This window comes from Streptomyces viridiviolaceus, assembly GCF_014650995.1.
Taxonomy (GTDB): domain Bacteria; phylum Actinomycetota; class Actinomycetes; order Streptomycetales; family Streptomycetaceae; genus Streptomyces; species Streptomyces viridiviolaceus.
In genome coordinates this window covers 118,979-145,406 of sequence record NZ_BMWA01000024.1, presented here as the reverse complement: position 1 = coordinate 145,406, position 26,428 = coordinate 118,979, and the positions used below count along the sequence as shown (strand labels likewise).

The 26,428-nt window shown below is 72.0% G+C and carries 24 protein-coding genes and 3 pseudogenes; 16 read left to right on the top strand and 11 right to left on the bottom strand.

Features of this window, described 5'->3' with window-relative positions:
• Positions 1–381: aldo/keto reductase (locus tag IE260_RS30490; protein ID WP_189877680.1), on the bottom strand; the 381-nt coding region annotated here is incomplete at its 3' end.
• A 395-nt stretch (positions 382–776) separates the two neighbouring features.
• Positions 777–1,403 (bottom strand): annotated as a pseudogene (locus tag IE260_RS30485) (NAD(P)-binding domain-containing protein); the annotation flags it as partial.
• A 172-nt stretch (positions 1,404–1,575) separates the two neighbouring features.
• Here IE260_RS30485 and IE260_RS30480 point away from each other — a divergent pair.
• The 3 genes from IE260_RS30480 (at position 1,576) to IE260_RS30470 (ending at position 3,747) form a co-directional block, all read left to right on the top strand.
• Positions 1,576–2,127 carry a histidinol dehydrogenase gene (locus IE260_RS30480; protein ID WP_229881471.1) on the top strand — a complete coding sequence of 184 codons (552 nt, stop codon included), beginning with the start codon at positions 1,576–1,578 and terminating at the stop codon, positions 2,125–2,127.
• Between the two features lie 134 nt (positions 2,128–2,261).
• Positions 2,262–2,411, top strand: coding sequence for a hypothetical protein (locus IE260_RS30475; RefSeq protein ID WP_189877678.1), 150 nt, complete (start codon positions 2,262–2,264; stop codon positions 2,409–2,411).
• A 238-nt stretch (positions 2,412–2,649) separates the two neighbouring features.
• Positions 2,650–3,747 carry an NAD(P)/FAD-dependent oxidoreductase gene (locus IE260_RS30470; RefSeq protein ID WP_189877676.1) on the top strand — a complete coding sequence of 366 codons (1,098 nt, stop codon included), beginning with the start codon at positions 2,650–2,652 and terminating at the stop codon, positions 3,745–3,747.
• 171 nt (positions 3,748–3,918) lie between these two features.
• Here IE260_RS30470 and IE260_RS42055 read toward each other — a convergent pair whose 3' ends face one another.
• The 6 genes from IE260_RS42055 to IE260_RS30445 all read right to left on the bottom strand — a co-directional run bounded on the left by IE260_RS42055 (position 3,919) and on the right by IE260_RS30445 (position 7,869).
• On the bottom strand, positions 3,919–4,185 hold the full coding sequence (locus IE260_RS42055; RefSeq protein ID WP_229881469.1) for an LLM class oxidoreductase: 267 nt from the start codon (positions 4,183–4,185) through the stop codon (positions 3,919–3,921).
• A 156-nt stretch (positions 4,186–4,341) separates the two neighbouring features.
• The gene (locus tag IE260_RS42050; protein ID WP_229881467.1) at positions 4,342–4,485 is read right to left on the bottom strand and encodes an LLM class flavin-dependent oxidoreductase; all 144 of its coding nucleotides are present in this window, start codon (positions 4,483–4,485) and stop codon (positions 4,342–4,344) included.
• Positions 4,486–4,967: 482 nt separating this feature from the next.
• The gene (locus IE260_RS30460) at positions 4,968–5,801 is read right to left on the bottom strand and encodes an aldo/keto reductase (protein ID WP_189877674.1); all 834 of its coding nucleotides are present in this window, start codon (positions 5,799–5,801) and stop codon (positions 4,968–4,970) included.
• 15 nt (positions 5,802–5,816) lie between these two features.
• Positions 5,817–6,173, bottom strand: a complete 357-nt coding sequence (locus IE260_RS30455) for a nuclear transport factor 2 family protein (protein WP_189877672.1) — start codon at positions 6,171–6,173, stop codon at positions 5,817–5,819.
• Positions 6,170–6,604 (bottom strand): GlcG/HbpS family heme-binding protein, encoded by a 435-nt coding sequence (locus IE260_RS30450; protein ID WP_189877670.1) that lies wholly within the window; start codon positions 6,602–6,604, stop codon positions 6,170–6,172. The genes IE260_RS30455 and IE260_RS30450 overlap by 4 nt, the downstream gene beginning before the upstream one ends.
• Before the next feature lie 59 nt (positions 6,605–6,663).
• A complete protein-coding gene (locus IE260_RS30445) occupies positions 6,664–7,869 on the bottom strand; it encodes an MFS transporter (protein WP_189877668.1) in 1,206 nt (401 codons plus the stop codon).
• Positions 7,870–8,015: 146 nt separating this feature from the next.
• On the opposite strand from IE260_RS30445, the gene IE260_RS30440 reads away from it, so the two are divergent.
• From IE260_RS30440 to IE260_RS30405, 8 genes and pseudogenes are all read left to right on the top strand, one after another.
• Complete coding sequence (locus IE260_RS30440) at positions 8,016–8,489, top strand: MarR family winged helix-turn-helix transcriptional regulator (RefSeq protein WP_189877666.1); 474 nt, start codon at positions 8,016–8,018, stop codon at positions 8,487–8,489.
• Positions 8,486–8,931: pseudogene (locus tag IE260_RS30435) on the top strand (NADP-dependent oxidoreductase); the annotation flags it as partial. The gene IE260_RS30440 and the pseudogene IE260_RS30435, both read left to right, overlap by 4 nt.
• A pseudogene (locus IE260_RS30430) lies at positions 8,932–9,080 on the top strand (histidine phosphatase family protein); the annotation flags it as partial. It lies immediately after the preceding pseudogene.
• A gap of 422 nt (positions 9,081–9,502) precedes the next feature.
• A complete protein-coding gene (locus IE260_RS30425) occupies positions 9,503–10,639 on the top strand; it encodes an aromatic acid exporter family protein (RefSeq protein WP_189877664.1) in 1,137 nt (378 codons plus the stop codon).
• Between the two features lie 389 nt (positions 10,640–11,028).
• On the top strand, positions 11,029–11,442 hold the full coding sequence (locus IE260_RS30420) for an effector-associated constant component EACC1 (RefSeq protein ID WP_189877662.1): 414 nt from the start codon (positions 11,029–11,031) through the stop codon (positions 11,440–11,442).
• A 1-nt stretch (position 11,443) separates the two neighbouring features.
• The gene (locus tag IE260_RS30415; RefSeq protein ID WP_189877660.1) at positions 11,444–14,248 is read left to right on the top strand and encodes a caspase, EACC1-associated type; all 2,805 of its coding nucleotides are present in this window, start codon (positions 11,444–11,446) and stop codon (positions 14,246–14,248) included.
• An 841-nt stretch (positions 14,249–15,089) separates the two neighbouring features.
• Positions 15,090–15,455 carry a transglycosylase family protein gene (locus tag IE260_RS30410; protein WP_189877657.1) on the top strand — a complete coding sequence of 122 codons (366 nt, stop codon included), beginning with the start codon at positions 15,090–15,092 and terminating at the stop codon, positions 15,453–15,455.
• Between the two features lie 109 nt (positions 15,456–15,564).
• Positions 15,565–17,124 carry an MFS transporter gene (locus IE260_RS30405; RefSeq protein WP_189877655.1) on the top strand — a complete coding sequence of 520 codons (1,560 nt, stop codon included), beginning with the start codon at positions 15,565–15,567 and terminating at the stop codon, positions 17,122–17,124.
• Positions 17,125–17,317: 193 nt separating this feature from the next.
• Here the strand turns inward: IE260_RS30405 and IE260_RS30400 are convergent, their stop codons facing one another.
• Positions 17,318–19,954: a SpoIIE family protein phosphatase gene (locus IE260_RS30400; protein WP_189877653.1), complete on the bottom strand. Its 2,637-nt coding sequence runs from the start codon at positions 19,952–19,954 to the stop codon at positions 17,318–17,320.
• A 716-nt stretch (positions 19,955–20,670) separates the two neighbouring features.
• On the opposite strand from IE260_RS30400, the gene IE260_RS30395 reads away from it, so the two are divergent.
• The 4 genes from IE260_RS30395 to IE260_RS30385 all read left to right on the top strand — a co-directional run bounded on the left by IE260_RS30395 (position 20,671) and on the right by IE260_RS30385 (position 24,132).
• On the top strand, positions 20,671–20,874 hold the full coding sequence (locus IE260_RS30395) for a cold-shock protein (RefSeq protein ID WP_189877651.1): 204 nt from the start codon (positions 20,671–20,673) through the stop codon (positions 20,872–20,874).
• Positions 20,875–21,006: 132 nt separating this feature from the next.
• On the top strand, positions 21,007–21,231 hold the full coding sequence (locus tag IE260_RS42045; RefSeq protein ID WP_229881464.1) for a hypothetical protein: 225 nt from the start codon (positions 21,007–21,009) through the stop codon (positions 21,229–21,231).
• 361 nt (positions 21,232–21,592) lie between these two features.
• Positions 21,593–21,922: a hypothetical protein gene (locus IE260_RS30390; RefSeq protein WP_229881460.1), complete on the top strand. Its 330-nt coding sequence runs from the start codon at positions 21,593–21,595 to the stop codon at positions 21,920–21,922.
• A 242-nt stretch (positions 21,923–22,164) separates the two neighbouring features.
• Positions 22,165–24,132 carry an ATP-binding protein gene (locus IE260_RS30385; RefSeq protein WP_189877649.1) on the top strand — a complete coding sequence of 656 codons (1,968 nt, stop codon included), beginning with the start codon at positions 22,165–22,167 and terminating at the stop codon, positions 24,130–24,132.
• A gap of 48 nt (positions 24,133–24,180) precedes the next feature.
• Here IE260_RS30385 and IE260_RS30380 read toward each other — a convergent pair whose 3' ends face one another.
• Positions 24,181–24,552 (bottom strand): GvpU-like protein, encoded by a 372-nt coding sequence (locus IE260_RS30380; protein WP_189877647.1) that lies wholly within the window; start codon positions 24,550–24,552, stop codon positions 24,181–24,183.
• A 59-nt stretch (positions 24,553–24,611) separates the two neighbouring features.
• Positions 24,612–25,121 carry a GNAT family N-acetyltransferase gene (locus IE260_RS30375; RefSeq protein WP_189877645.1) on the bottom strand — a complete coding sequence of 170 codons (510 nt, stop codon included), beginning with the start codon at positions 25,119–25,121 and terminating at the stop codon, positions 24,612–24,614.
• A gap of 235 nt (positions 25,122–25,356) precedes the next feature.
• On the opposite strand from IE260_RS30375, the gene IE260_RS30370 reads away from it, so the two are divergent.
• Positions 25,357–26,376 carry a LacI family DNA-binding transcriptional regulator gene (locus IE260_RS30370; RefSeq protein WP_229881457.1) on the top strand — a complete coding sequence of 340 codons (1,020 nt, stop codon included), beginning with the start codon at positions 25,357–25,359 and terminating at the stop codon, positions 26,374–26,376.
• The last annotated feature ends 52 nt before the right edge of the window (positions 26,377–26,428 follow it).

The following is a 26,428-nucleotide window of genomic DNA, read 5'->3' as shown; positions in this document are numbered from 1 at the left end:
GCGCCTGAGGCTGTCCTCGATGGAGCGCTCGGTGGCCTCGGCGGTCCACTCGTGCACGATCTTGTTCGGGTTGCCGTGCTCGAAGATCCCGCCCTTCTCGCCGAGGTCGCGGGCGCCTTCCTCCAGCTCGTCGAGGATGACGCGGCCGACCTTGGTGGACAGGACGTAGGCGTCGCGGGGCTTGGTGGAGATGACCTTGCCGAGGCGCTGCTCGGAGAGGCCTGCCCCATAGAAGGGAGCGGTGTCGTAGTAGCGGACGCCCTGGTCCCAGGCGGCCTCGACGGTGGCGGTGGCTTCCTCCTCGGGGATCGCGCGGAACATGTTGCCGAGCGGGGCGGTACCGAAGCCGAGTCGGCCGGGAAGGATTTCCTTGAGGGACATGAAAGTGCCTTTTCGATCAGTGCTGCCGGGGTCTGATGGCATCCCCGGCACGGGGTGAGGCATGAGTGGGAGGGATGCCTCTGCGGTTGGCGGCTCTGCAGGCGGAGCCGTGGCAGTGGAAGCACGGCGGCGTCTTGGCGAGGCCGGACGCACGACGCAGCTATATGCAGGAGCGCCTTACAGGTAAGGACAATAATTGCAGACGCTGGGTAATGCAAGTGGCTCCCGAGCCCGAGCCGGGCGCCACCGTCAACCTCACTCGATGCGCGCAGCCTCGCAAGCCGAAGGTGTCCGACGATGACCGCCCGCCCGCGCCGATGCGGCGCGCCGCATCCCGTGGGGAACGCCGCGTGGGTCGCCGGGGCTCCCGGCCCGTCCGTTTCAGGGGAGGATCGTGGGGGGTATCCGCCGACGTCCCGCAGCAGGTGATAGGCCTCGGCGATGAGCTGCATGTCCGCGTACTCGATGCCGTTGTGCACCGTCTTCGCGAAGTGGCCGGACCCGTCGGTGCCGATGTGGGTGCAGCATGGCTCGCCGTTGACGTGGGCGCTGATCCTCCCCAGCGTGGGGCCGAGGGCGGCGTAGGACTCGGCGGAGCCGCCGGGCATGATCGAGGGGCCGTGCAGTGCGCCCTCCTCCCCGCCGCTCCCGACGAAGTGGAGGCCACGCTCGCGCAGCGCCCGCTCGCGGCGGGTGTCGGCGAAGTGCGCGTTGCCGCCGTCGATGATCATGTCGCCCGGCTCCAGCAGCGAGGCGAACTCCTCGATGACCTCGTCGGTGGCCTGGCCGGCCTTCACCATGATCAGCAGCCTGCGGAGGCGCTCCGACGCGGTCACGAACTCCTGCGGCGACTCCGTCGGGACGAAAGCGCCCTCGTGGCCGAACTCCTCGATCAGGGCCCGGGTGCGCCCCGGGGTCCGGTTGTGCACTGCGACCGTGAAGCCGTTGCGGGCGAGGTTCCGCGCCGAATTGCGGCCCATGACCGCCAGCCCCGTCACGCCGATCTGTGCGGACGCCTCCATGCCTGTGCTTCCTTCCTCGGGGTCCCAGAAGGCTCGCGGCCTGCGGCCACGGCTCGCCCGGCCGGGGCAGTCCGTTTCACAGGTGCTTGCGCACACGAACGAGCGTCATGGACGGCCGGAGTAAAGAATCACCTGCAGAATGTGGGAACGCTCGGGACGTTGAGCCGTTCAGGTGCCCTCGAAAGGGAGCACCGAGCACAGCCCGGACTCGCCCGCCGCCCTGATCACGGCCAGCGAGCGTGTCGCCACCGCGGTGCGGCAGCACGTCGAGGAGATCCTGCCCGGGCTGCAGACCGGCGACATCGCCGGCCCCGCCTGCCGCGACCACGGCCAGATCATCCTGGCCGACGATCTCGACGAGGCCTACCGCATCGACGACTCCTTCGCCTACGAGCACGTCCGGATCCTCACCGGGAACCCCTGCGAGGCACTGGACAAGATGCACGCCTACGGCGCCCTCTTCCTCGGAGAGGGCACCTGTGTGTCCTACGGCGACAAGGTCATCGGCACCAACCACGTGCTGCCGACCCGCGGCGCGGCCCGCTGCACCGGTGGCCTGTGGGTGAGCATGTACCTGCGTACCGTCACCTACCAGGAAGTCCGCGAACCGAGGCTCTGCGGCACTGGGGGGAGCTGTGCGGCCGGGCCGCCCGCGTCGAGCTGTTCCAGGGCCGCGCCCGCTCCGGTGACGTGCGCGCGGCCAAGTGCGCCGGCGCCCCGCTGACGTGGACCGCCCACTACGCGAGCGCCACCGGCGCCTGACTCCGCCCGGCGGGACAGCGGCCGCCCCGCCCCGTCCCCGCACGTCCTCCGACTGTCCCCGTTCCGCCCGCTTCGTCCCCGATCAACGGAGATCCCATGGCCACCGCCGCCACCCTGACACCGGAGCAGATCAGACGCCGATCCCTGCAGTCCGGCACCATCGGCGCGATCGTCGATCTGTTCTTCCCGATCGGCGCGTTCGTCGCCGGGCACCTCGGGGACGTATCGGGCGCAAGTCCACGCTGATCCTCACCTTCTCGATCATGACCGTCGGGACCGTGGCGATCGGGACCCGGTCGGCGGGAGCCGCTCCGGGCGCGAGTGGTCGCGGCAGAGAGGACACTCACGCCCGTGACACACCCGGCCACGGCCCGGGCTCGCACCGGGACCCCGCGGCCCGAGGCCCGCTACTGCGCCGGGCGCGATGCGGCCATGATGGGCACCGGTAGGTGACAGTACGTCAGGCGGACGGTAGGAGCGGAAGATGCGTGTAGTCGTCGTCGGCTGCGGGATAGCCGGTGCGGCAGCGGGCTATGACCTGGCCCGCAACGGCGTGGATGTGGTCATGGTGGACTCGCGTGTTCCCGGACGCGCGACATCGGCCGGCGCGGGCATCGTGTGCCCGTGGTCGTCCCGGACGGACGACGAGGACTGGTACCGGATCGCGGTGGCCGGAGCCGAGCACTACCAGGAGCTGCTGGCGGCGCTGGCCGCAGACGGGGAGACCGACCTCGGGTATCGGCAGGTGGGTGCCCTGTGTCTGGTCAGCGAGGCCGAAGCCGCCGAAAGGCTGCGGGACGTGGCCGAGCGTGCCGCGAAGTCCCCGTCGGCAGGCGAGGTGGAGCTCGTCAGTGCTCGCCGGGCCCGTGACCTCTTCCCGCCCCTCGCGCACGATGGCCCGGCGATCCACATCCCGGGAGCGGCACGCCTGGATGGCCGCTCGGTCCGTGACGCGATGACCCGCGCCGCGGTCCGGCACGGGGCACGCCTGACGGAAGGAACGGCCGCGATCGACGCCGACGGTGCCGTGCGCGGCGTGCGGGTCGGGGACGAGTTCGTCGGCGCGGACGCCGTGATCGCGGCAGCCGGCGCCTGGTCGCCGCGCCTGCTCGAACCCCTCGGCGTCCGGGTGCGCGTCGCGCCCCAGCGCGGCCAGATCGTGCACCTGCGGCTGCCGGGGGCGCGGACTGCGGACTGGCCCGTAGTGCTGCCCGAGTCGCACCACTACCTTCTGGCCTTCGACGACTCCAGGGTCGTGGTCGGGGCGACGCGCGAGGACGACGCCGGCTTCGACCACCGGGTGACCGCGGCAGGACTGGCGCAGGTGCTCGCCGAAGCGCTGTCGGTGGCTCCCGGACTGGCCGGCGCCACCCATGCGGAGACCCGTGTCGGCTTCCGCCCGGTCGGCCCGGACATCCGGCCGTCGCTCGGGGCGGTGCCGGAGATCGAGGGGCTGGTCGTCGTCAACGGTCTCGGCGCGTCCGGGCTCACGGTCGGTCCGTACGCCGGCTCGATCGCGGCCCGTCTCGCCCGGCGGATGGAGGCGGGGATCGAGCTGTCGCCGTATGACCCGCTGCGCTGAACCCGGCCTCCGCCGCGGCCCTCCTCAGGAGGCGAGCACGCCAGCCGCACCCGTCCCGGTGGTGGTGCCGGGGGAGGGGAAGTGGGGCGTACCGTCTCGGCGAGCTCGTGGAGGACCTCCTCGACGGGCCGGTCGCCCGGGCGGAGATCGAACGAGATGCGGGCGAAGCCTTCACCCATCGCGCGCAGATGCTCGACGAGGGCGGCTCCCGGTGTGCAGGCCGAGCCGGATCGGGGCCGCGGGCGTCGCCGGATCCCGGGTGAGGTCCAGTTGCATGGGGGTCAAATACGGCCTGGGGGCGTCGCCGGTCAGCTCCCACCACTCCCGTGCCCTGAGGCGCAGGGCCCCCAGCGGGCGCGGGTAGTTGAGCGAGGCATCCGCGTTGCGGGCGATCCACTCGGCGGACTGCCGGGCATGTCCCGCGACGGCGATCGGCACGGTCGGGCCGGTCGGTTTGGGCAGGACGTCGAGACGGCGTCTGGCCCTGAGACGAGTTCAGGCAGCTCCATGCCCGTGCCCTCGGCGTGCCGGGTCCAGGGGGCGCCCAGCGTCTCCACTCCCCGGCGGAAGAGGTCACCACGGGCGTGGCAGTCCTCACAGGCGGTACTCGACGGGCCGGTCCCCGCTGGCCAGACCGAGGACGAACCGGCCGCCGGACAGGACGTCGACGGTGGCTGCGGCCTTGGCGACCAGCAGTGGACGGGGCAGGGGCAGCACGACGGCCGCAGTGCCGAGCACGGCCCGCCGGGGCACGGCGGCAGGTGCCCGCGGTGGGTGGGGGTCTCGAAGACGGAGCCGGCGTCGCCGAACTGCTCGGGGTCGTACAGCGGCACGTCCCGTACCCACAGGCCCGAAAGGCCCAACTGGTCGGCGCGCCTGACGAGTCGGTGTGGCGGGTCAGGTGGGGGACGCCGAAGGGCTTGCCGGCGGCCTGGCCGGCACGCAGCCGGGTAGCGCCCAGTCGTTGTCGAGGGGCAGTTCGAGACCCAGGGTCGGCAGGACCGCGGGGTTCACGAGCCGGTCCAGGGCGGATGGCCAGAGGCGCCTTGCCGCGTCGTGAGGACGCAGGAGCGGTGAGGGGGAGCGGGCAGCGCGCACAAGGCGGGGAGCGAGGGCTCGCGCGGGCTGGACCTGCCATCCGCGCCCGCGCGAGCCGGGGCAACCCGGCGGAGCGGCGCGAAGGGGCGCCGCCCCGCCCGGGCTGGTCGGACGGAGCCGGGTCAGTTGAGCTGGTCGGGGTGGGGGCCGGTGCGCAGGTCGCGGTCGAGGCCGGCGATCGAGGCCATCTCGTCGTCGGTGAGGGTGAAGTCGAAGACGTCGAGGTTCTGCCGGATGCGCTCGGGCGTCACCGACTTGGGGATGACGATGTTGCCGAGCTGCAGGTGCCAGCGCAGGACGATCTGGGCCGGGGACTTGCCGTGCCGGCCGGCGATGCTCGTGATGGCCTCGTCCCCCAGGACGGCGCCCTGGGCGATCGGGCTCCACGCTTCGGTGGCGATGCCCAGCTCGGCGTGCACGGCGCGCAGTTCGCTCTGCTGCAGGCCCGGGTGCAGCTCGATCTGGTTGACGGCCGGGACGAGCTCGGCGCCGTCGATCAGCCGCTTCAGGTGGTCGGGCTGGAAGTTGGAGACGCCCGCGGTGCGGACCCGGCCGTCGGCGACGAGCTTCTCGATGGCCTTCCAGGTCTCCTTGTACAGGTCACGGGCCGGGGTGGGCCAGTGGATCAGGTACATGTCGACGTAGTCGAGGCCGAGCTTGGCCAGGCTGTCGTCGAAGGCGCGGAGCGCGGCGTCGTAGCCCTGGTCGGCGTTCCACAGCTTGGTGGTGATGAACAGGTCCTCGCGGGCGATCCCGGAGGTCGCGAGGGCCTTGCCGACGCCGGCCTCGTTGCCGTAGATCGCGGCGGTGTCGATGGAGCGGTAGCCGGCTTCCAGGGCGGAGGCGACGGCGGCGGTGGTCTGCTCGTCCGGGACCTGGAAGACGCCGAAGCCGAGCTGCGGGATCTCGACACCGTTGTTGAGGGTGACGGTGGGGATGCTGCTGTTCGATGCCATGGTGCGTGTGGCCTTTCAGGGGGTACGGGTTGTGCGGGGGGTCAGGGTGTAGCGGACGGTCTGGGCACTGATGAGTCCGTCGCGGAAGACGAAGGTGTCGACGCCGTCGGTGACCTCGTGGGTGTCGGTGGCGGCGCTCCACTGCAGGAACAGCACGTCACCGGCGAACTGTGGTGTCAACTGCCAGTCGGCGTCCGGCAGATCGGCGAGCAGGGCGCCGATGCCCCGCCGTACTCCCTCGCGTCCCGTGAGGGTGCCCTCGGGGGTGAGGAAGACGGCGTCCTCGGTGTAGTTCTGGCTGATCAGGTCGAGGTCGCCGGTGCCGAGCCGGTTGCCGTGGTCGGCGAAGACCTCCTGCGGGGTGCGGCTCATCGGGCGAGCTCGGCGAGCGCGGCGGTGGCGAAGCCGTGGTCCTGCTCCGGGGCGCCGCCGCCGACACCGATCGCGCCGATCAGCCGGCCGTCGCGGTGGACGGGGATGCCGCCGGCGATGAAAAGCAACGGCTTGTCGAGGGCGGTGGGCAGCGAGTGGAACGGCCCGTCGGGCTTGACCAGGTCGACCAGGTCGGCGGTGGGGGCGTCGAGCTGCAGCGCGGTGTAGGCCTTGCGGGTGCTGGTCTCGCCGGAGATCAGGACGGCCCGGTCGTCGCGACGGAAGGCGAGCAGGTGGCCGCCCGCGTCGAGGACGGTGACGCTGACCGTAACTCCGGCGGCCTCGGCGGCGCGACGCGCGGAGTCGATCAGCAGCTCGGCGTCCTGCGTGGTCAGCGGGGCGACAGGGGCCGGTGCGGTGGTGGTGCTCATGAGGGGTTCCTTCTCAGAGGGATGTCTCGGGGGATCTCGAGGACAGGGCTGGGGGAGGGTCAGACCGTCGCCGGGGCGGGCTCGGCCGCTGCGGACCCGGCGACGACGCGGCCCGCGCTGCGGGTACGCCGGTCCAGGTGGGCCGCGAGGAAGGCGAGCAGCAGCGCCGTACCGGAGAGGATCGCGCCGACCCAGTTCGGGGCGGTGAAGCCGAGGCCCGCGGCGATCACGACACCGCCGAGCCAGGCGGCGAGGGCGTTGCCGAGGTTGAAGGCGCCGATGTTGGCGGCGGAGGCGAGGGTCGGCGCGGCCGAAGCCTGGTCGAGCACCCACTTCTGCAGCGGCGGCACGGTCGCGAAGCCCAGGGCGCCGATCAGCGAGAGGGTGATCGCGGCGAGGACCTTGTTGTGCGCGGTCGCGGTGAACAGCAGCAGGGCTCCGGTGAGGGCGGCCAGGGCGGTGAAGAGCATCGGCATCAGGGCGCGGTCGGCGAACTTTCCGCCGAGCAGGTTGCCCAGGAACATGCCGACGCCGAACAGGACGAGCAGCCAGGTCACAGCACCTTCGGTGTAGCCGGCGACCTCGGTCATCATCGGCGTGATGTAGGTGATCGCGGCGAACACACCGCCGTACCCGAGGACGGTCATCGCCATCGCGAGCCAGACCTGGACGTTGCGGAAGGCGGCGAACTCGCCGCGGACGCTCACCGACTCCGGCCGGCCGGTCTCGGGGACGAGGTTGGCCACGCCGAGGAGGCCGACGACGCCGAGGGCGGCGACGATCGCGAAGGTGACGCGCCAGCCGGCGGCCTGGCCGATGTACGTGCCGCCGGGGACGCCGACGATGTTGGCCACGGTCAGGCCCATGAACATCAGGGAGATCGCGGAGGCCCTCTTCTGCGGGGCGACGAGGTCGGCGGCGACGACGGAGCCGATGCCGAAGAACGCGCCGTGCGCGAGGGAGGCGACGATCCGGCCGGTCAGCATGAGGCCGAAGCTGGGGGCGACGGCGGAGAGGGCGTTGCCGGCGATGAACAGGCCCATGAGGAACATGAGCATCTTCTTGCGGGAGACCCGGGTGCCGAGGACCGTCAGCAGCGGGGCGCCGATCACGACGCCGAGCGCGTAGCCGGAGACCAGCCAGCCGGCCGTCGGGATGGTGACGCCGAAGTCTCCTGCGACCTGGGGCAGCACGCCCATGATCACGAATTCGGTGGTGCCGATCCCGAAGGCCCCGATGGCGAGGGCCAGGAGCGCGAGAGGCATGGGAGTACCTTCCAGGTGATTGTGTGCGGCGCTTACGTCACAAGACAATAATTGCAAGCGCGGGATGAATGCAAACGTGATCAACCTCGGCATGCATTAGCCCTCGTGTGCAACTATTGAGGGGATGGTCCGACGAAGGAGCCCCGATGACCGCCACCGCCCCCGCGCTCACCGCCCTGGCCCACGGCTGGTGCGCCCTGTCCTTGCTGCACGGCCGGATCGAGTCCCACCTGGAGCACGCCCTCCAGACCGGACACGGCCTGAGCGTGCGTGAGTACTCCCTGCTCGACGTGCTCAGCCGCCAGCACGACGGAGAGGGCGGCCACCTGCAGATGAAGCAGGTCGCCGACGCAGTCGTCCTCAGTCAGAGCGCCACCACCCGCCTGGTCACCCGCCTCGAGGACCGCGGGCTGCTTGCCCGCTACCTGTGCCCCACCGACCGTCGCGGCATCTACACCAACGTCACCGAGGAGGGCCTGAAGCTCCTCGGAGAGGCACGCCCCACCAACGAGGCCGCGCTGCGCGAAGCCCTCGCCGAAGCCGCCGAGGACCCGCGGCTCGCGCCCCTCGTCCGCACGGTCGAGGCCACCCGCACGCCGGCGGCGGTGTCCGCAGCATGAAGGCCATCGCCCTCGACGCGTACGGCGGACCGGACGATCTGCGGTACACCGAACTGCCAGACCCGAAGGTCGCGCCCGGCGAGGTCCTGATCCGTGTACGGGCCGCCGGGGTCAACCCGGTCGCGACTGGAAGCACGCCGAAGGTCGCCTCGACCCGCTCATGAACACCCACTTTCCGCTGGTCCCAGGCTGGGACGTCGCCGGAGTCGTCGAACGGGTCGGCTTCGACGTCGAGGAGTACGCACCCGGCGACGAGGTCTTCGGCTGCATCCGCAAGGACTCCGTACAGCACGGCGCCTACGCCGAGCCGGTCTCCGCGCACGTCCGCATGCTCGCCCGCAAACCCGCGGCCCTCACCTGGGAACAGGCCGCGGCCGTGCCCCTGGCTGGACTCACCGCCTACCAGGCGGTCAAGCGGGTCGGCGTGCGCGCGGGCGACACCGCCGGCGAGGCAGATGGCGACCTGCCGGCCCGGATGAACCGCAGCGGCTTCCCCACGTCCGCGACGCCGTGCTCACCTTCACCGGCTCCTGGACAGACGTCGAGCCCGGCGCCGGGAATATGGTTGCCTTCTGGACCCCGCACGCCTGACCGATCACCACCACACCACGCAGGGCTGAGCACCTAGGCTTTCGTCGGGGCTCAACCCGTGCGACTGCCCCAGGCGGCAGCAGTGACGACGGGCCTTCCGAAGATGCGACTCATGATCACTCCTCCTTGAATGCCGTGCCGACGTTCCGCCCCGCGGGACGTCGGACGGTGCCCCGACAGGGCGCCGACATGCACCGACGCACGCCACCCCGAGCGCATCGATGCGTCGGCGGCCGCCGACGCGCCGCTCGCGGCGCCGCGCCCGGCCGACGGTGACCCGCCCCGTCGGGCTGCGGGGGCACTGCTGGTCAAACCCGGCGGAAAATGGCATTCTTCATTTCGTGCAAGATTCAACTAATTCGGGGAGGAGGCCGCCTGCCTCGCATCCCGGGTGGCCGACGCTGGCGCGTCTGGTCAGGTCCGTGGTCGCCCGCCAGGGCGGGCGCATCCTGCCCCATGGCGGCAAGAATCTGACCGCCGCGCTGCTCGCCTGGCAGGCGAGCGCCCCGTGGGGGCAGGGGCGGCCCCAGTTCCTGGCCGTCGCCACGGCCCTGCTCGTGGTCAACACCTCGACGGTGCACCACTCGATGATCGAAGCCGCGCACCGGGTGGCGATCCACGTGGCCGGGGTGACTCTGGCCGTCGCCACCGCCTGGTGGCTGGGCCCCACCGCCGGGAGCATCATGGCAGTCCTGGCCGTCATCCTGGTGGCCCGCGGACGCCGCGCCTTCGACGACCGCCTCCAGGTCGCCTCGACTGCGCTGATCACCCTGACGGCCGCGGCGGCGGTGCCGGTGCGCGACCTCGCCCTCCTGGCGCTGGCCACCCTGACCGGTGCCGTCGTGGGAACGGCCGTCCATGCCCTGATCCTGCCCCCCGTGCATGTGGCCGACTCCCGGACCGCGGTGCGCCGGCTGGCCCGGGCCACCAGCCTGCTGCTGCGCGACATGGGCCGCGGTCTGCGCCAGCACCAGCGGACCAGCCATGCACGGGTCTGGCTGTCGAGAGCGCGACAACTCGAGGAGGAGATCGCCGAAGCGCAGGACCACGTGCGGCTGGCCGAGGACAGCCTGCGCTGGAACATCCGCTGCTCCGTACACGGGCCCCGGCGGCCCGGAACCGGCGGCCATGCGCTCCTCGTCCTGCACGGGATATCACTGCAGGTGCGGGGAATCGCCCGAACCCTGGCCGATACCGTGGACACACCCCGGGACGACTTCAGTCTGGGGCAGTTGTTCACCGACCAGTACGCCCGGACACTGGAGCTGGCCGGACAGGCAGTGGAGGGCTTCGCCGAAGTGGACGGGGCGGCCGACCCGGAGGACGCCGACGGCGGCAAACGGCTGCGCACCGCGCTCGACCAGGCCCGGAGCTGGCATGACCGCATGACCGAACTCGTAGCACGCGGCGCCCTGACCGAACCCGGAGCCTGGCACATCTACGGATCACTGGTCACCGACGCGGAACGGCTCCTGTCCGACCTGGACCGCGCCGGGACATCAGATCCGATGGCACCAGTGACGAAGAGCGCGCCCACCGCCCGGTTCCCCCACTTCTGACCGTCCGGCCCGCCGTCTCACCGTCCTGCCGGGACAGCCGCCGGCCCAACCCGTCAAGCGCCTTCTTGAGCACTTGCCACGTGGGGCACACCACAGCCCACGAGTGCCGTCACCAAACCGGCCCGAGACGTGTGTCACGGCAAGCCCCGAAAGTGGCGCATATTGAGATTGGCGCGCCCTGAAGATGGTGGGTCCAGGCCTGGGGCGACGGCGGTCAGCGGCATCGCCCGGGCCGCTGACGCGTGGCACGTTTCGCTCGTACTCCGCTCCATCCCGACTACCTTGCCAGGCGCGCGCGGAGTCCTTGCGGGCCGTGACGACGGCCGACAGGTGCAGCTGCGAAGGCGAGGGCGCCGCCGAGAACGGCGGGGATCGATAACCTACGCCGTATGGAGCTGGTTCTGACGGTGGACGAGGTGGTCGGCGGCGAAGCGGAGACTCTGCTCCGCTGGTTGCACGAGGAGCGAGACCTTTACGGACAGGCACGCGTGTCTCTTGGCGGAGCCCAGCCCCCGCCTCCTGGCGGCATGGGCGGCTCCGCCCTGGAGATCGTGAACGTCGTGTTGTCCAACTCGATCGCTCTGGGCAGCCTGGTTACCACCTTGGTGGCGTGGCGCTCTAGTCGGCCCGCACCACCGCCGGCCGTACGCATCGAGGTGAACGGTGTGCCCGTTACGGTGAACAGCGACGACCCCGAGGTTATTCGTTCGCTCATCGAGACGCTCCGTGACGCGGACTCGGGCTCGTCCCAGGGCCCGGACTCGTCGCAGGACGGGGGCAGCGACCCGTCGTCCGGTATCTGACGTGGCCGAGGCGCTCTCCGGAGCCGACACCTCCAACGTTGTCCTCATCGGCTGCCACGGCTTCACCGTGCTGGAAGATCTCCCCGCCGTACGGGACAACTTGATACGACTGCGCGAGGTGCTGATCGACGTGGGCGTGTGGGGGGTCCCGGGTGACAGGGTCGAGGTGCTGGACCAGCCGTCGAGCGAGGGGCAGGTCGTGGCCGCGGTGAAGCGGGCCGCGGCCGAAGCCAGCGACACACTGGTCGTGTACTACGCGGGGCACGGGCTGCTCGACCCGGAAGACAGCAATGACCTGTATCTGGCCCTGCCCGAGTCACGCACGGACGACCACCACATCGACTCGGCGATCCGCTACGACACCCTCAAGCGCTATATCCGCTCCAGCCGCGCAAAAAGGAAGGTGGTGCTCCTCGACTGTTGCTACAGCGCTCGGGCGATGGCCGGTGCGATGGGCAGCGGTGCGGCGAACCTCGTGCACAAGGCCGACGTCGACGGCACCTGCCTGATCGCGGCGGCCCGGGAGACGGCGCTGGCCCTCGCCGTACCGGGTGAAAAATACACCGCCTTCACCGGTGCGCTGCTCGAGGTCCTTGAGAGGGGCGTGGAAGGCCCTCAGGAACTGTTGAGCATGAGCATGTTGTACGAGGCGATGAAAAGCAGACTCCAAGGCGCCTCACGTCCCGAGCCCCAGATGAACAGCCGCAACGCGGCGGCACAGATCTGTATCGCCCGCAACCGTGCCTACGTGCCGAAGCGGCCGTCCCCTCTGCCCGTACGCCGCGAACGTCCGCCGAACGCACAGCCGTTGGGGCATGATCCGGTGTCCGATCTCCATGCCTCGCTGGTACGGGTACTCTCCGCGACCGGCGAGGTGGTGGGCGGGGGGTTCCTCGTCTCCGCCGATGTGGTCTGCACGTGCGCATACGTCGTTCAGTACGCCCTCGGAGTGCCGTCACACACGGAGCCGGTCCCGGGCGCTCTGGTCGAACTCGATTTCCCGCTGCTCGACGGCCGTCCCCGCGTGCGGGCGGGCATCATGTCCTGGCATGACGGGGAGGAGAAGAATGTCGCTCTGCTCCGGCTCGGCGCGAAGGTACCCGGCACCCGGCCGGTGCCCTTGGTCGGTGAGGCAGGCGTATGGGGACACCCGTGCCGCACTTTCGGCTATCCCGCCCATAGAGACCACGGCCAGTGGGCCGCTGGTGTCCTGCGAGCCCGGCAGAGCTTGGGCCTGTTGCAGATGGAGGCAGACGCATCAGGCCCGACCCTCGGCCCGGGGTACGGCGGGGCTCCGGTCTGGGACGACTCGCTGGGCGGTGTGGTCGGGATGATAGTCGCTCTGGAATCCCGCGGACACACCGTGTACCTGTTGCCGTCGGCCGACCTGGTCGACAGCCTCACGCTGCGTCCACCGTGCCCGTTCCCGGGGCTCGCGGCGTTCTCGGAGACCCAGGTAGAGCTCTTCCAGGGCCGCGAGGCAGACATCGACCGCGTGTACGCGACCGTCAGTCGACAGCCGTCGACGCTGGTGGTCGGACCGTCGGGGTGCGGAAAGACCTCTCTGCTGCGGGCAGCGGTACTGCCCCTGCTGCGCGCCGACGGCCTCGGTGTCACCCTGGTGCAGCTCGCCGGGACGCCACCGGCCGTCGCTCTCGCCCGAACGCTCGCCGATGTGCTGAGGCTGAGACCGGGCAGTGCGGAACGGCCCCACCCGGCAGAGGAACTGGAAAGCCTGCTGGAGGCCGACGGCGATGTGAGCGCCGACCTGCACGATCGGTTCCTCGACCGCCTGGACGGCGCCGGGCACGTACTCTTCGTCGATCAGCTGGAGGAGGAGTGCACGCGTCAGGACCCGGAACCGGTGCGCCACTTGTTCCGTCTGCTGGACCGTCTGTTCGAAGCGGACCGGGACAACCTGCTCAAGGTCGTGGCCGCAGGACGCCCGGAGATCCTCGACGTCCTGCCGAACTCCGGGCCTCCCACGGTGCAGTTCCTCGCGCCGCTGAACGCCGACGACCTGAAGCAGGCGATCACAGCGCCGCTGGCCACTGTGCCGGCGCTGCGTTTCGAGCCCGGACTGCCGGACCGGATCCTCGCCGACGCGGGCGAAGCCCCCGGACGGATGCCGCTCGTCCAGCACGTCCTCACCGAGCTCTGGGACCGCCGTACCCCCTCGGCGCTCACTCACGATGCCTACAACTCCTGCGGTGGCGTCGCGGGTGCCTTTGCCGTACACGCGGAGAACGTGTTCCTCCTGCTGCCCGAGGACCAGCCGGAGCGAGTCCGACGCCTGCTCGTGCACCTGACCCGGCCCGGCGACGGCGAAGCCTTCGTCTGCCGACCGGTGCGGACCGCGGAGCTGGCCCCCGAACTCGTCATCACGGCACGAATGCTGGCGGGAGCGAGGCTTGTCGTCATCTCCCGCCCTCCGGGCGGCGCGAGAAAGGACGACGAGATCGTCGAGCTGGCGCACGAAGCACTGACCAGACAGTGGCCGAGACTCAAGGAGTGGCTCACCGAGTCCCGGGAGTCCCGTCTCTGGCATGAGACGCTGCGAACTCAGCGCGAGCGCTGGGAACTCCAGCAGCGTAACCCCGCACACCTGCTCAGGGGGCCGGAACTGGCCGAGGCCCACCGGAGGCTGGCAGCCGACCCCGAAGGCGTCTCTGCCGACGAACTCGACTACATCCTCCGCAGCGGACGCCGCGCCCGGCGCCGCGCCTGCTGGAGAAGGACGGCCTTCTGGACGCTGGTCGTCCTCATGACAGCCGCAGGCGCGGCCGTCCTGAAACTCGCCATCTGACCGTTGACCGGGTGACGTTCCGGCGCTCATTCTGCCGCCGCCGGGGTCACGCCTCAGCGGAGGTGGTGGGGCGTGACCGGCCCCACGCCCGCGCTGCCATGGTGGGGAGCCCGGCATCCCCCCTGCACACCCCCGCGCTCACCCCAGAACAGAAAGAAGGAAGGAAGGGAGGGAAGGGGACGGGCGGGCGGGGCGGTTGCGGTGTGCGGCCGGGGGATCGGGGCGGGCCTGTGTGGTGTTGCGCGGCGGCGGCGCCTCCGCGCTCCGTGCCGGACGGGTCGGCGCACCAGCAGAGAGCCAGGGCGCCGGCCGGGCGCAGCCGCGCGGGCAGACGCCAGGGCGCGGGATGAGGGGGATTCTTGGAAACGACCAGGGTCGCTCTTCGCCCCACCCCGTGACGGTCCTGTGCTTCTGGTCGCCGTTTCCCTTCACGCTGGGATCTAGGCGACGGGTCGGGGGCCGGATGGACGGGTGCGCACACAGGTGGCGGTCGTCGCGGATCCGCCGGAGATGGGGCCGGCGTTTCCGGAGATCGTGGCCGGGGCCGAGCACTGTCGCCAGGAGAGTTCGTGCCCAGTCCACTGCCCTGAGCGGATAGGCGGGGAAGACGGCGTAGGTGACGGCGGACAGCGCCTCGGCACCCTGGAGGAGACGACGTTCAGCTGGTGGCGAGCCGTTGGGCGAGACGGGCGGCCAGGACCGCCCGCGCGAGGTGACGGCTGCCGCACGTGACCGCCACGTGCCGCGGCTCCCACTAACGCGGCACTGAATGGCTCCGTCCGGGCTACGGGGGACGCTCACGGCGCGACAGGCGGTCGTCACATGGTGTAACAGTCTGATTATGATCAGTAGCCATAACGCTGAAGCGTCCCCGGCCGACCGCCAGGGCGGTCGCAGGATCCGTACGGCCCTGGTGGCAGTGATCGCCGCGGCGGCCCTGGGCACCACCACCGAAGCGACGGCCTCGCCGTCCGCCCCACGGGGCACCGACTGGGACGCCATCGCCCAGTGCGAGTCCGGCGGCAACTGGAAGGCCAATACCGGCAACGGCCACTACGGCGGGCTGCAGTTCACCCAGTCCAGCTGGAAGGCGGCCGGAGGCCTCAAGTACGCGCCGCGGGCCGATCTGGCCACCCGCAAGGAGCAGATCATCGTGGCCGAGCGCCTGGCCCGCATCCAGGGGATGTCGGCCTGGACCTGCGCCTGACCCCGCCGCGGTCCGGACGCACGGGCCTGGAGGACCGCGCCGGGACGGGCGGACGCCCCGATGAGGTGTTCGCCGTGCCGTGCGGGCGGTGCGCGGGAATGATCCCCGTATGGGAAAAGACAGTGACGGGCACCGGCCGTCCGATCTTCCGTCCGGTCCACCGTCGGGGACGCCGGCACCGGACGACGCCGGCGGCGGTGCCGCGGGAACGGTACGCACGGGGACGGGCGTCGGCCGCTGGGTGCTGCTGACGACGGTTCTGGGCTCGACCATGGCGATGCTCGACTCGACCGTGGTCAACGTGGCGCTGCCCCGCATCGGGCGGGACCTCGACGCCGATCTCGCCGCCCTGCAGTGGACCGTCAACGGCTACATGCTCACCCTGGCCGGACTGATCCTGCTGGGTGGTGCGCTGGGGGACCGCTACGGGCGTCGACGGGTCTTCGTCGTCGGGGTGGTGTGGTTCGCGCTCGCCTCGCTGCTGTGCGGACTCGCCCCCGACAGCGGTGTGCTCATCGTCGCCCGTGCGCTCCAGGGCGTCGGCGGTGCGCTGCTCACGCCCGGCTCCCTGGCACTCATCCAGGCGTCCTTCCATCCCGACGACCGGGCGAAGGCCGTCGGCGTCTGGTCAGGACTGGGCGGGGTCGGCGCGGCGGTCGGACCGTTCCTGGGCGGCTGGCTGGTGGACGGTCCCGGCTGGCGCTGGGTGTTCCTGCTGAACGTGCCGCTGGCGGTCGTGTGCGTACCGGTGGCGCTCCGGCACGTCCCCGAGTCCCGCGACCCCGACCGGCACGGCCGTTTCGACGTACTGGGCGCGGTCCTCGGCGCGGTGGCGCTCGCGCTCGTCACCTACGCCCTGATCGACGCCGTACCGGTCGCGGGGGCGGCCGGCGTCGTGCTCGGTGCCGTCTTCGTCCTCGTCGAGCGGCGGCGGCCCGACCCGGTGCTGCCGCCGTCGATCTTCCGGTCCCGCCTGTTCACCTCGGTCAACCTGGTCACGGTCTGCGTGTACGCCGCGTTCGGCGGCTTCTTCTTCCTCACCGCCCTCCAGCTCCAGGTCGTCGTGGGCTACTCAGCGCTCGGCGCGGGCACCGCACTGCTGCCCACCACCGTCCTGATGCTGCTGCTCTCCGGTCGTTCGGGCGCGCTGGCCCAGCGGATCGGCCCCCGCATCCCGTTGACCGTCGGTCCCCTGCTGTGCGCCGCCGGGATGCTGCTGATGCTGCGCGTGGGCGAGGGCGCCTCCTACGTGCGGGAGGTCCTTCCGGCCCTGGTCGTGCTGGGCCTCGGCATGGTCACCCTGGTCGCTCCGCTCACCGCGACCGTGCTGGCCTCGGTGGAGACCGGCCGGGCCGGTCTGGCGAGCGGCATCAACAACGCGGCGGCCCGCGCGGCGGGTCTGATGGCCGTCGCGGCGCTCCCTCTGCTCACCGGCATGGGTCCGGAGGCCTACCGCTCGGCCGAGGAGTTCGGTGACACCTTCATGCGGGCCATGCCGATCTGTGCGGGCCTGCTCGTCCTGGGCGCCCTGATCGCATGGGCCGCCGTCCGGACCCAGGCCGCCGCCGGTCCTGAGGAGGAGCCCGGCCGGCCCCGGCCCGAGTGCCGCATGCACTGCGGAGTGTCGGCACCGCCTCTGGAGGCCGCGTGCGGACGACCGCCCCGGTAGGAGCACCGGACATGCGTCGTCAGGCTGTCGCGACCGTTGATCACGGGCGGGCGCCTGACCACGTTCGCCGTCCGGTGTGCGCGAGAGCACGCACCTCACACCTGCCCTGTGCCGTGCCGTGCTCGGCGCCGCCGTCGGCCGTGCGACCACGTTGCCCGGTCCACCGCCCTGGCCGCCCCGAGCGCGCCGCGGATCACGTGACGGGTGTGGTGCGGAGCGCGAGGACGGCGATGTCGTCGGCGTTGTCGGCCCCGAGACCGATCAGAAGCTCGTCGCAGAACGTCTCCAGGGGTTCGCGGGCCAGGTCGGCGGCGTGCCGGCGCAGCCTGGCCAGCGCGTCGTCGAGGGTCTCGTCGCGGCGCTCGACGAGACCGTCGGTGTACAGCAGCAGCGTCGAGTGGGCCGGCAGCATGGTGGCGGCCGTGCGGCGGGGCACGTCGGTGTCCATGCCGAGGAGCAGCCCCGCACCCTCCTCCAGGTAGTGGGTGTCGCCTTCCCGGGTGGTCAGCAGCGGCGGCAGATGACCGGCCGAGGAGTGGCTCAGTTCCCAGGGGCCCTGCGCGGGGCCCTTGACGACGCCGTACACGCAGGTGGCGGTGGCCTCGCGGTAGAGGCTGTGGTTCGCCAGGTCCAGGCGGTGCAGCACCTCGGCGGGGGGCTCCTGGCGGTCCACGGCGATCCCGCGGAGCATGCTGCGCAGCTGGCTCATCGCGATGGCCGCATCGAGGTTGTGTCCCGTGACGTCTCCGATGACCACCGCGGTGTCCCCGCTGGGCAGCACGAAGCTGTCGTACCAGTCCCCGCCGACCTGCGCGGTGGTCGAGGAAGCGGCGTAGCGGGCGGCCAGCTGCAGGTTCTCGACGTCCGGCAGCACGGGCAGCAGGGAGCGCTGGAGCCGCTCGGCGATGTTGCGGGTCTCCTGGTACAGACGGGCGTTGTCCACGCCCAGGGCCAGACTGTGCACCAGGTCGTCCACCAGGGACAGGTCCTCCTCGGTGAACGGCCGTCCTCCGGCCGTACGGGTCACGGTCAGCGCGCCGAAGATCTCGCGCCGGGCCCGCAACGGGGCGACGACGGCGCTGCCCGTACCGAGCTTGCGGAACAGTTCGAGGTAGTCGCTGTCCAGCGCGCTCTCTGCCTGGCCCGGGGGAGGAGGGCCGGTGAGCAGCAGTGGTCCCGCGCCGCGCAGCACACGGGCCAGCGGGCCCCTGGAGGTCTCGGAGACCGGAGGGAGCGGGCCCTCGTACGCCGCGGTGTGCAGCCCTCGGGAGTCCCGGTGGACGACACAGACCCGGTCGACCCGGGTGTGCTCGGTGAGCAGGTCCACCACGCACCAGTCGGCCATGCGCCGTGTCAGCAGCCGGCCGGCGCGTTGCAGCCCCTCGTCCAGGTCCAGGATGTTGCTCAGCTCGGCCCCCATGTCGGCCAGGAGGGAGAGCCGGTCCGGCGTAGACAGGTCCCGTCCCGTACCGCTCGTGCTCCTGCCGCGCTCGGAGACCGCCGGCGCGTGGACACCGCGGGGTTCGGCGACCGCCGCCTGCCGGTTCCTGTCGGGAGCGCTCGGCGTGTCGAGGGACGTGGTCGCCCGAGGGGCGAGCTGGGCGACGAACACGGTCCGGCCGTCGGCCGTCTCCTGCGCCTGGATGTACAGGCGGACGGGAACCATCCGGCCGTCGCGGTGCAGTGCGGGAAGCGGCACGGAGCGGCCCACGATGCGGGTACGACCGGTGAGCAGCATCGAGCTGAACGCCGCGCTGTGCCGTCGGCGCAGATGCTCGGGGATGAGCGTGGTGAGCCTGCGCCCGACGAGATCGTCCGGGTCCCAGCCCAGCAGGTCCGCCGCGGGTCCGTTCACCGCGATGATCCGGTTGCCCTCGTCGGCGGCGATGGTCGGCACCCTGCCCGCCCGCACATGAGCGGCCTCCCACGGCACGAGGTCCGAGGAACTGACCTCCGGCTCGCGGGGCAGCACGGTCCACGCGGTGGGACGGCCCCCGGCGAGCTGCTCGGTGATCTGATCGAACATCCACTCCTGGAAGACGCGGCTGCGCGGCTGGGCCGGCAGGGTGAGGAGGTGCTCCTCCCGTGCCCCCTCCTCGGCCAGATCGAGCACACGGCGCAGGATGCGTACCGCCGGTGCCGCGTCGGCCGGCAGCGGCAGGGAGAGCGAACGGAGATCCGTATCGGCGACCGGCTCCTCCAGCGCGACCGCCATGCAGGCGCTGATCACGTTGCTGATGTCGTTGGCGACGACGAGGTCCTCGGGCGTCACCACCTGGTGGTGCCCGACCGGGAGGACGAGGCTCAGTTCGCGCAGCAGCGCGTGGCGGTGCTGCTGCGCCGCCGAGTACAGGGCGCTCGGTACGTCGACCAGCGTGACGTTCTTCCCGGGGGGACACGGGGGCAGGGTGGCCTGCCACCCGGACGACGGTGGCGGCGGACCGTCGGGCCACAGTTCGAACCACACCGTCTTGCGCTGGTCGTCGGTGTCGATTCCGTACCGTGACGCCAGGGCCTCCACCAGCGCCAACCCCTGCCCCGTACCGGCGTACGGCGGGCAGTAGTGCGGTACGAGGCCGAGGCCCGGCCGACGGTCACCGACTCCCACCCGCACGCGGCCGCCGCTCACCGAAACGCCCACCTCCACCTCGGTGCGCGCATGCAGCAACGCGTTGGTGACCAACTCGCTGACCAGCAACTGGGCGGTGTCGACGAGGTCCGTGGCGACTCCCTGCAGAGCCGCGCCCACGAACCGCCGCGCCGACGCCGCGCTCTGCGGACCCTCAGGAAATCGCCGTGACACCGCCTCCGGCGGATCGAGGTAGCCCATGTCATCAGTGTGTGCCCCGCACGGCTCGGCTCGCAGCACGCCGTCCGCGAGCCCCCCGGTCGGGTCGGTGCGGCCGTCCGCCGGTCGGGTGAGGGCCGGTGCGACTCGGGGCCGGGCGGGTCTGGTGGGGGATGGATTACTTCGATAGTTTGCTCGCGTGGCCCCGCGTTCTCCCCCGTGCGCGGGGCCACACCAGCGCGAGCCGTGCGGGCCCGATCCACGGCTCCATCGCGTCGTGGGTGTACGGATGCGTCGACGTCCAGGACCCGGGGCCCACGCGGGGGGAGGCGAAGGCGTCACGCACGGGGCTGTCCGCGTCGCCGCCGCGTTCGGCCGACGCCGCCCGCAGCTGCGGACGCGTCGTGCCGTACGCCGTGATCGCGGCGGAGCTGCCGATCGCGAGCAGCGGCCGCGCAGCCGTGAGCGGCCGTCGGTCCGTGCGGCCGGCTCCTGGTGATTTGCATGCTTCCGCCCTGTGTCGGCACGCGTTGCGGCAGCGAACCGTCCCCGTCCGCCGGCAACACCAGTCCGTCCGACGGTCCTTACTCACTGGTGGCGGGCACTTTCGCCGTGTAGCGTCACCAGCAGATGTCGTGGTTCGCCGTACCTGCCCGCGCCGTGGTGCGGGCAGTCTGCTGTGCAGTGCCTGAGGACCAGGACGATCACCTCCGGGTCCGCGCGGTGCGGACCCGTCATCGACCGAGAGAGGCACCGGCATGGCCAGCGGAACCGTGAAGTGGTTCAACTCCGAGAAGGGCTTCGGCTTCATCGCGCAGGACGGCGGTGGCCCCGACGTCTTCGCGCACTACTCCAACATCAACGCCACCGGCTACCGTGAGCTTCACGAGGGCCAGGCCGTGACGTTCGACATCACCCAGGGCCAGAAGGGCCCGCAGGCGGAGAACATCACCCCCGCCTGACCCGTCGCCGCGACACGCCACGGCGCCTCGGGAGCTCCCGCTCCCGAGGCGCCGTGGCGTCGCGGCGTACCGGTGTCCGGGCGGCAAGGGCCCGGCTCAGAGCCGGGTGGTGCATGAGAGAGGTGTCGGTGCTTGGGCGAGCGTCAGGACCGAGATTGGGTGGCGATGACGCCGGGGGACTTCGACCGGGACGCTCCACTGAGGCTGAACGTGGGCAGCGGGCCCGTCGCCGTTCCGGCCGAGCCGGACGAGTGCGGCACGGCACCCTTGTTCGGCGATACGGCGCCTGAGCGGAGCGGTCCCCGCCGGACCCGGCGGCGACGGGCCTCGCCCGCCGGCCAGGAGCGGCTGTTCTGACCGGAGGGGACGGATCCCCCCGTTCGTGCCGTGGAGGGAGTGCCGACCCGGCCGGCGGGGAAGGCTGGCTGCCGAACGCTGGACTGGGCACGCCGGGCACGGGAGCATCATGGCGGCAACGACATCGGCAGGCAGCGCACGCAGAGCCCGCGGTGGTCGCCGGGCGGCGCACGGTCCGCGGCCGGGGACCGGCATCGTACTTGCGGCGCTGGCCGTCGTGACGGCGGCCGGCTGCGGCGATGCGGTGGACCCGGGGGGTGAGCGGGCGTCGCAGTCCCGCCCCGCGCAGCCGCCGGACGGCCCTTCCACCGGACGCGGCGCATCGGCGCAGCCCTCCGTTCCGGCCGCGGACGGGCGGGACGTGGCCGCCTGCACGGACGGCACCTGCGAGGTGGCGGTGTCGGCGCCGGTCACGATCCGTTTCCGGGGACCGGGCGGCCCGGCGACCCTGTCCGTGACCGGGATCGGCCCGAACCGCGTCGAGTACACGGTCGAGTCGGGCAACGGCCGGTCCAGGGCGAGCACGAACGGTCCGGGGCAGGGGTGCATCACGGTTCTGCGCCGCAACGGCGGCGGCAACTCGTGCGGCCGTCTGGGTGCCGCGGGGCCCAGCCCTGGGCCCGACGCCGTGGTGATCCAGGCCGCGGCCGGGGAGGACGGCACGGCGGTCCTCCACATCGTGTCCGAGTAGGGCACGGCGGTCCGGCGCCCTGTCCGCCCGGAGGCGGCCGTGGTGAACTCCCACGCCCGCCGGTGGACGTGCGTTCGAGCCGTCGTCGCGGCGTGTGATCCGGGGTCTGCGGGCGCCACTCGGGGCGCCGATGCGGCGTTGGGGTACCCGTGGCGGGACAGCAGTGACGGTTCTGCAGGGCGGGACCGAAGCTCCGTCCTGAGCGATGGGTCCAACAGCGAGCGTCGCGGGGAGTCAGGCAAGTGTGGTCGTACGTCGGCGGGGTCAGTGTGCTGTCCGAGGCCAGAAGCCGGGAGCCCGGCGGGCTGGTGGGCCGGGCGGAGGAGGAGGCGGCGCTGCGGGCCCTCCTGGCCGGACACCGCCTGGTGACGGTGTCGGGCTGTGCCGGAGTGGGGAAGAGCCGGCTGGCCTGCGCGGTCACGGACACCATGACGCACCGCCCCTGGCGACGGGTCGTCACCGTGCGCTGGCAGGGCAGGGGGCAGGGCGTTCCCGGCGCGCTCGGCGCCGCGGCCGTCGGTGCGCTGACCGGTGTGCGGCCGCAGCGGGACACGGCGGACGCCGGCACCGTGGTCCGCAACCTGCCCGAAGAGGCGACGCTGCTCCTCCTGGACGACGTCGATCCGGTGCACGCCGAATGCATCGGCCTGGTGCAGCACCTGCTGATGGCCCGTCCGACACTGCGCGTGCTCGTGACGTCGCGCCACTGCCTCGGCCTCGGGGACGAACGCGTACTGACCCTGGGCCCGTTGAGCCTCGAGACGCCGGACGGCACGGGCGGCCGACCCGCCGCGGTGGAACTGTTCGAGCGGCGGGCGCGTGCGGTGGTGTCCGGGTTCCGCGCGACCGGTGCCGACCTGGCGGCGGTCGAGGACGTGTGCCGGACGCTGGAAGGGGTGCCCCTCGCGATCGAACTGGCCGCCGCTCAACTGGCACGCCACTCCGTGCGCGAACTCGCCGGAAAGCTCGAGCACCACCAGAGCTGGCTGACCGGCCGCCACTCGGGGCTGCGACGGCACCGGTCGCTCAGGGACGCCGTCGGCGCCGGCTACGTGCTGTGCGAGCGGCCCGAGCGCGTGGTGTGGGCCCGCGCCAGCATCTTCGCCGGCTCCTTCGCGGAATCCACGGCCGTCTACCTGTGCGCGGGCGGCGGTGTCGAGCCGCAGGACGTACCCGGCTGCCTGGCCCGGCTGGCCGCGCGAGGCGTCCTGGAGACGGTGGGCGACCCGGGCGGGGTGCGCCCGCCCCGCTACCGGATGATGAGTGCCGTGCGCGAGTTCGGGGCCGCACGGCTGAAGGAGGCGGGGGAGTTCCCGGTCGCCGCCGAGCGGCGCCTGGGCCACTGCCGCCGCGTGGCCGCCGTCGCCGAGAACCTCTGGAGCACGGGAGGGCAGCGGCAGGCCGTACAACTCCTCGGCAGCGAGCGGGACGACCTGACGGCCACGCTGCGGCACGCCCTCACCCAGCCCGACCACGCCGAGGCGGCCCTGGAGACCGCCCTGAACCTGTGGTTCTGGTGGGGCGTGTACGACAACGCCGCGGAGGGCCGCGACCACCTGGGGCGGCTGCTGCCGCTGTGCGACGCCGACAGCGCGCTGCGCGTGCGCGGTCTGTGGCTCGCGGCGTGGCTCACGGTGCACAGCGATCAGCCGGCCGCCGAGTCCCTGCTGGGGCGCGCCTGGCCGGCCGCCGTCCTGGCCGGGGACGACGCCCTCGTCGGGCGCATCGCCCATGTCGAGGGCCTGCTCGCCCTGCACCGGCAGGACGAGCGAGCCGCGGCGGAGCACTTCCGGCAAGCGGCGGACATCATCCCGCCGTACGCTCCGGGCGGCCCCTCCGCCGCCGTCAGCCACGCCGCGCTCGCCGTGGTCCAGGCAGGCTTCGCTCCGAGCCGCGCGCAGCGCAGCGCCCGGCGCGCCTTCACCGTGCCCGGCGTCCGTGAGGACGCCTGGGCGACGGCGGTCGCCCGCTGCGCCGGAGCGTACGTCGACCATCGCAGCGGTCACAGCGGGCGAGCCCGGCAACGGGCCCGACGCGCCCTGGCCGCCCTGGATCCCGAACTGCCCGCCCCGCACGTCCTCGCCGCACTGCGGCAGCTGATCTCCGACATCGAGTCAGGAGCCGCGAACCGGCGGCGCCTCCCCTTCGTGCCGACGCCCCGAGCCGGGCGGCCGGCCGACGCGGCAGCGGCGAGTCCGGTACCGCGCTGACCGCGGGCGGTGGGCAACGCCCTCGGCGGGCTCGGCAGGTCGCGGCGGCTACTGGTCCGAGTAGCTGAGGTCGCCCACGGTCCAGGCGCTGACGTCCTTGATCGCGACTCGGTACATTCCCCCGGTCTCGGGGAGTCCGATGCTGCCCTGGAGGATCCGGGCCAGGTGGAAGTGCAGATGCGTGGGTCCGTCGCCGTCGTCGCGGACCCGGCACCGGTCGACGGCGAAGACGTCGGCGAACGGGCCGAGGCGGTCCGAGTTCCTCAGGACCTCCGACACGCGCTCCCTCCACATGGCCTCGGGGGCCAGCCGGCCGGTGATGACAGCACCCCCGACGACCACGGTCAGCGACATCTGGTTGCTCGGCTCGGACTCCACCATGGCGGAGATGGCGACGAGAAGCTCGTCAGTGTTCGGCATGACAGCGGATTCTATTCAGCAGCCTGCCCCCGGCCGAGCGGCGCGCATACCGGATCCGGTCACGTCAGATCGGTCCGGGGAGTGATGGCCCAGTGGTTGGAGTTCAGGACACGGCCGGCGAACTCCACCTCGCGCCGCGCGAGGAACCGGAACCCGACGGAGCGGCACACGCCGTTCGACGCCGCGTTGCGCGTCGCGGGAAAGGCGTGCACGACGCCCCAGCGGTCCTCGTCGCGAGCCTGCGACAACAGGGCGTGGACGGCACGCTTGCCCAGCCCCCGGCCCTGGAACTCGGGCAGGATCATCCATCCCATCTCGGAGATCGGCCCGTCCTCGGTGTCGTGGGACCAGATGGTCACGGTGCCGGCCACCACGTCGGGGGTGTGCGGATCGGGGACGATCATCTTGATCCACGCGAGATCCGCCGCCGCCTCCCGTGCGTCCCGCCGGACCTTGTCCGCCATTTCCTCGCGCGGCAGGGGACCGCCGAGGTCCGCCATCATGACGGGATCGCACCGCATCCGGACGTAGGCGTCGACGTCCGACGGTGAGACGTTGCGCAACTGCACGGGACCTCCTCGGTTGCCGTCCCCCGAGTCTTCCAGAATCGACCGGGGCCACCGGCGACGGGCGGACGTTCCGCGGTCCGGCCCGGTGGAGTCCCGACGTATCCGCCGATCTGAGCACCGCCGGCATGGACTTCACCGGTCGGGAACCGGCCGACGATCAGCTCGACGGCCGCTCCATTCAGGGGTGAAATCCTTTTCAGCGGCAGGGTAGGGTGGCCTCACGGACGGTGAAAGGATGCGGGCGCAGGTGGTGACGATCCAGGACGTGGCGCGAGCCGCCGGAGTATCCCCGGCGACCGTCTCACGCGTCTTCAACGGCGGCAGTGTCACACCGGCTCGTGCGCAGTCCGTGCAAGAGGCCGCAGCGGCCCTCGGGTTCGCACCCAACAGGGTGGCGCGGTCGCTGCGCAAGCAGCGGTCCAGTGTGATCGCCTTGATCATCCCGGACATCGAGAATCCTTTCTTCACCTCGCTGGCCCGTGGTGTCGAGGACGCCGCGCAGCGCACCAGCCTCTCGGTCGTGCTGTGCAACTCCGACGAGGACACCGAGAAGGAGCGGCGCTACCTGGAGGTCGCGCTCGGCGAGCAGATGGCCGGGGTGATCGTGGCGGCGGCCTCCCGGGACGAGACGGACCTCGGGCCGCTGGCCGCTCGTGGCGTGCCCGTGGTCGCCGTGGACCGCCGGCCCCGGGACGCCGAGGTGGACGCGGTCAGGGTCGACGACCACCACGGCGGCGAGGTGGCCACCCGTCATCTGCTCCAGGCCGGTTACCGCAGGATCGCCTGCGTCACGGGGCCCGAGGGCGCCTCGACCTCGGAGGAGCGACTGGCCGGCTACCGGGCGGCGCTGACCGCCGCACGGGGCGCGGGGGCCGTGGACGACTCCTACGTCCGGCACGCCGACTTCCGGGTCGAGGGCGGCCGGGCGGCGATGCGCGAGCTGCTGTCGCTGCCGGAGCCGCCCGACGCGGTGTTCGTCGCCAACAACCTCATGACCATCGGTGTCCTCGACGCTCTGCGCGAGGCCGGCCGCACGCCGCCCGGCGTCGGTGTGCTGTCCTTCGGCGACGTCCCCTGGGCCTCGCTGGTGCGGCCGTCGCTGTCGGCCGTCGAGCTGCCCTCGTACGAGCTGGGGCGGGCCGCGGCCGAGCTGCTGCTGCAACGGATGGACGGCAGCGCCTCGCCGTTGCAGACCGTGGTCCTGCGGACCAGGCTCCAGGTCCGCGAGAGCACCGGCGGGCCGGCCGGGGCCTGAGGGCACCGGCGGACGCAGCGTGAAAAGGCCTCCGGCGCCGCACCGGTCTCCC

Coding starts and splice junctions, on each gene's coding strand:
- IE260_RS30475 (WP_189877678.1), top strand. CDS start 2,262: ATGGCCACCGCCGCCACCCTGACACCGGAGCAGATCAGACGCCGATCC.
- IE260_RS30470 (WP_189877676.1), top strand. CDS start 2,650: ATGCGTGTAGTCGTCGTCGGCTGCGGGATAGCCGGTGCGGCAGCGGGC.
- IE260_RS30460 (WP_189877674.1), bottom strand. CDS start 5,801: ATGGCATCGAACAGCAGCATCCCCACCGTCACCCTCAACAACGGTGTC.
- IE260_RS30455 (WP_189877672.1), bottom strand. CDS start 6,173: ATGAGCCGCACCCCGCAGGAGGTCTTCGCCGACCACGGCAACCGGCTC.
- IE260_RS30450 (WP_189877670.1), bottom strand. CDS start 6,604: ATGAGCACCACCACCGCACCGGCCCCTGTCGCCCCGCTGACCACGCAG.
- IE260_RS30445 (WP_189877668.1), bottom strand. CDS start 7,869: ATGCCTCTCGCGCTCCTGGCCCTCGCCATCGGGGCCTTCGGGATCGGC.
- IE260_RS30440 (WP_189877666.1), top strand. CDS start 8,016: ATGACCGCCACCGCCCCCGCGCTCACCGCCCTGGCCCACGGCTGGTGC.
- IE260_RS30420 (WP_189877662.1), top strand. CDS start 11,029: ATGGAGCTGGTTCTGACGGTGGACGAGGTGGTCGGCGGCGAAGCGGAG.
- IE260_RS30410 (WP_189877657.1), top strand. CDS start 15,090: ATGATCAGTAGCCATAACGCTGAAGCGTCCCCGGCCGACCGCCAGGGC.
- IE260_RS30405 (WP_189877655.1), top strand. CDS start 15,565: ATGGGAAAAGACAGTGACGGGCACCGGCCGTCCGATCTTCCGTCCGGT.
- IE260_RS30400 (WP_189877653.1), bottom strand. CDS start 19,954: ATGGGCTACCTCGATCCGCCGGAGGCGGTGTCACGGCGATTTCCTGAG.
- IE260_RS30395 (WP_189877651.1), top strand. CDS start 20,671: ATGGCCAGCGGAACCGTGAAGTGGTTCAACTCCGAGAAGGGCTTCGGC.
- IE260_RS30380 (WP_189877647.1), bottom strand. CDS start 24,552: ATGCCGAACACTGACGAGCTTCTCGTCGCCATCTCCGCCATGGTGGAG.
- IE260_RS30370 (WP_229881457.1), top strand. CDS start 25,357: ATGCGGGCGCAGGTGGTGACGATCCAGGACGTGGCGCGAGCCGCCGGA.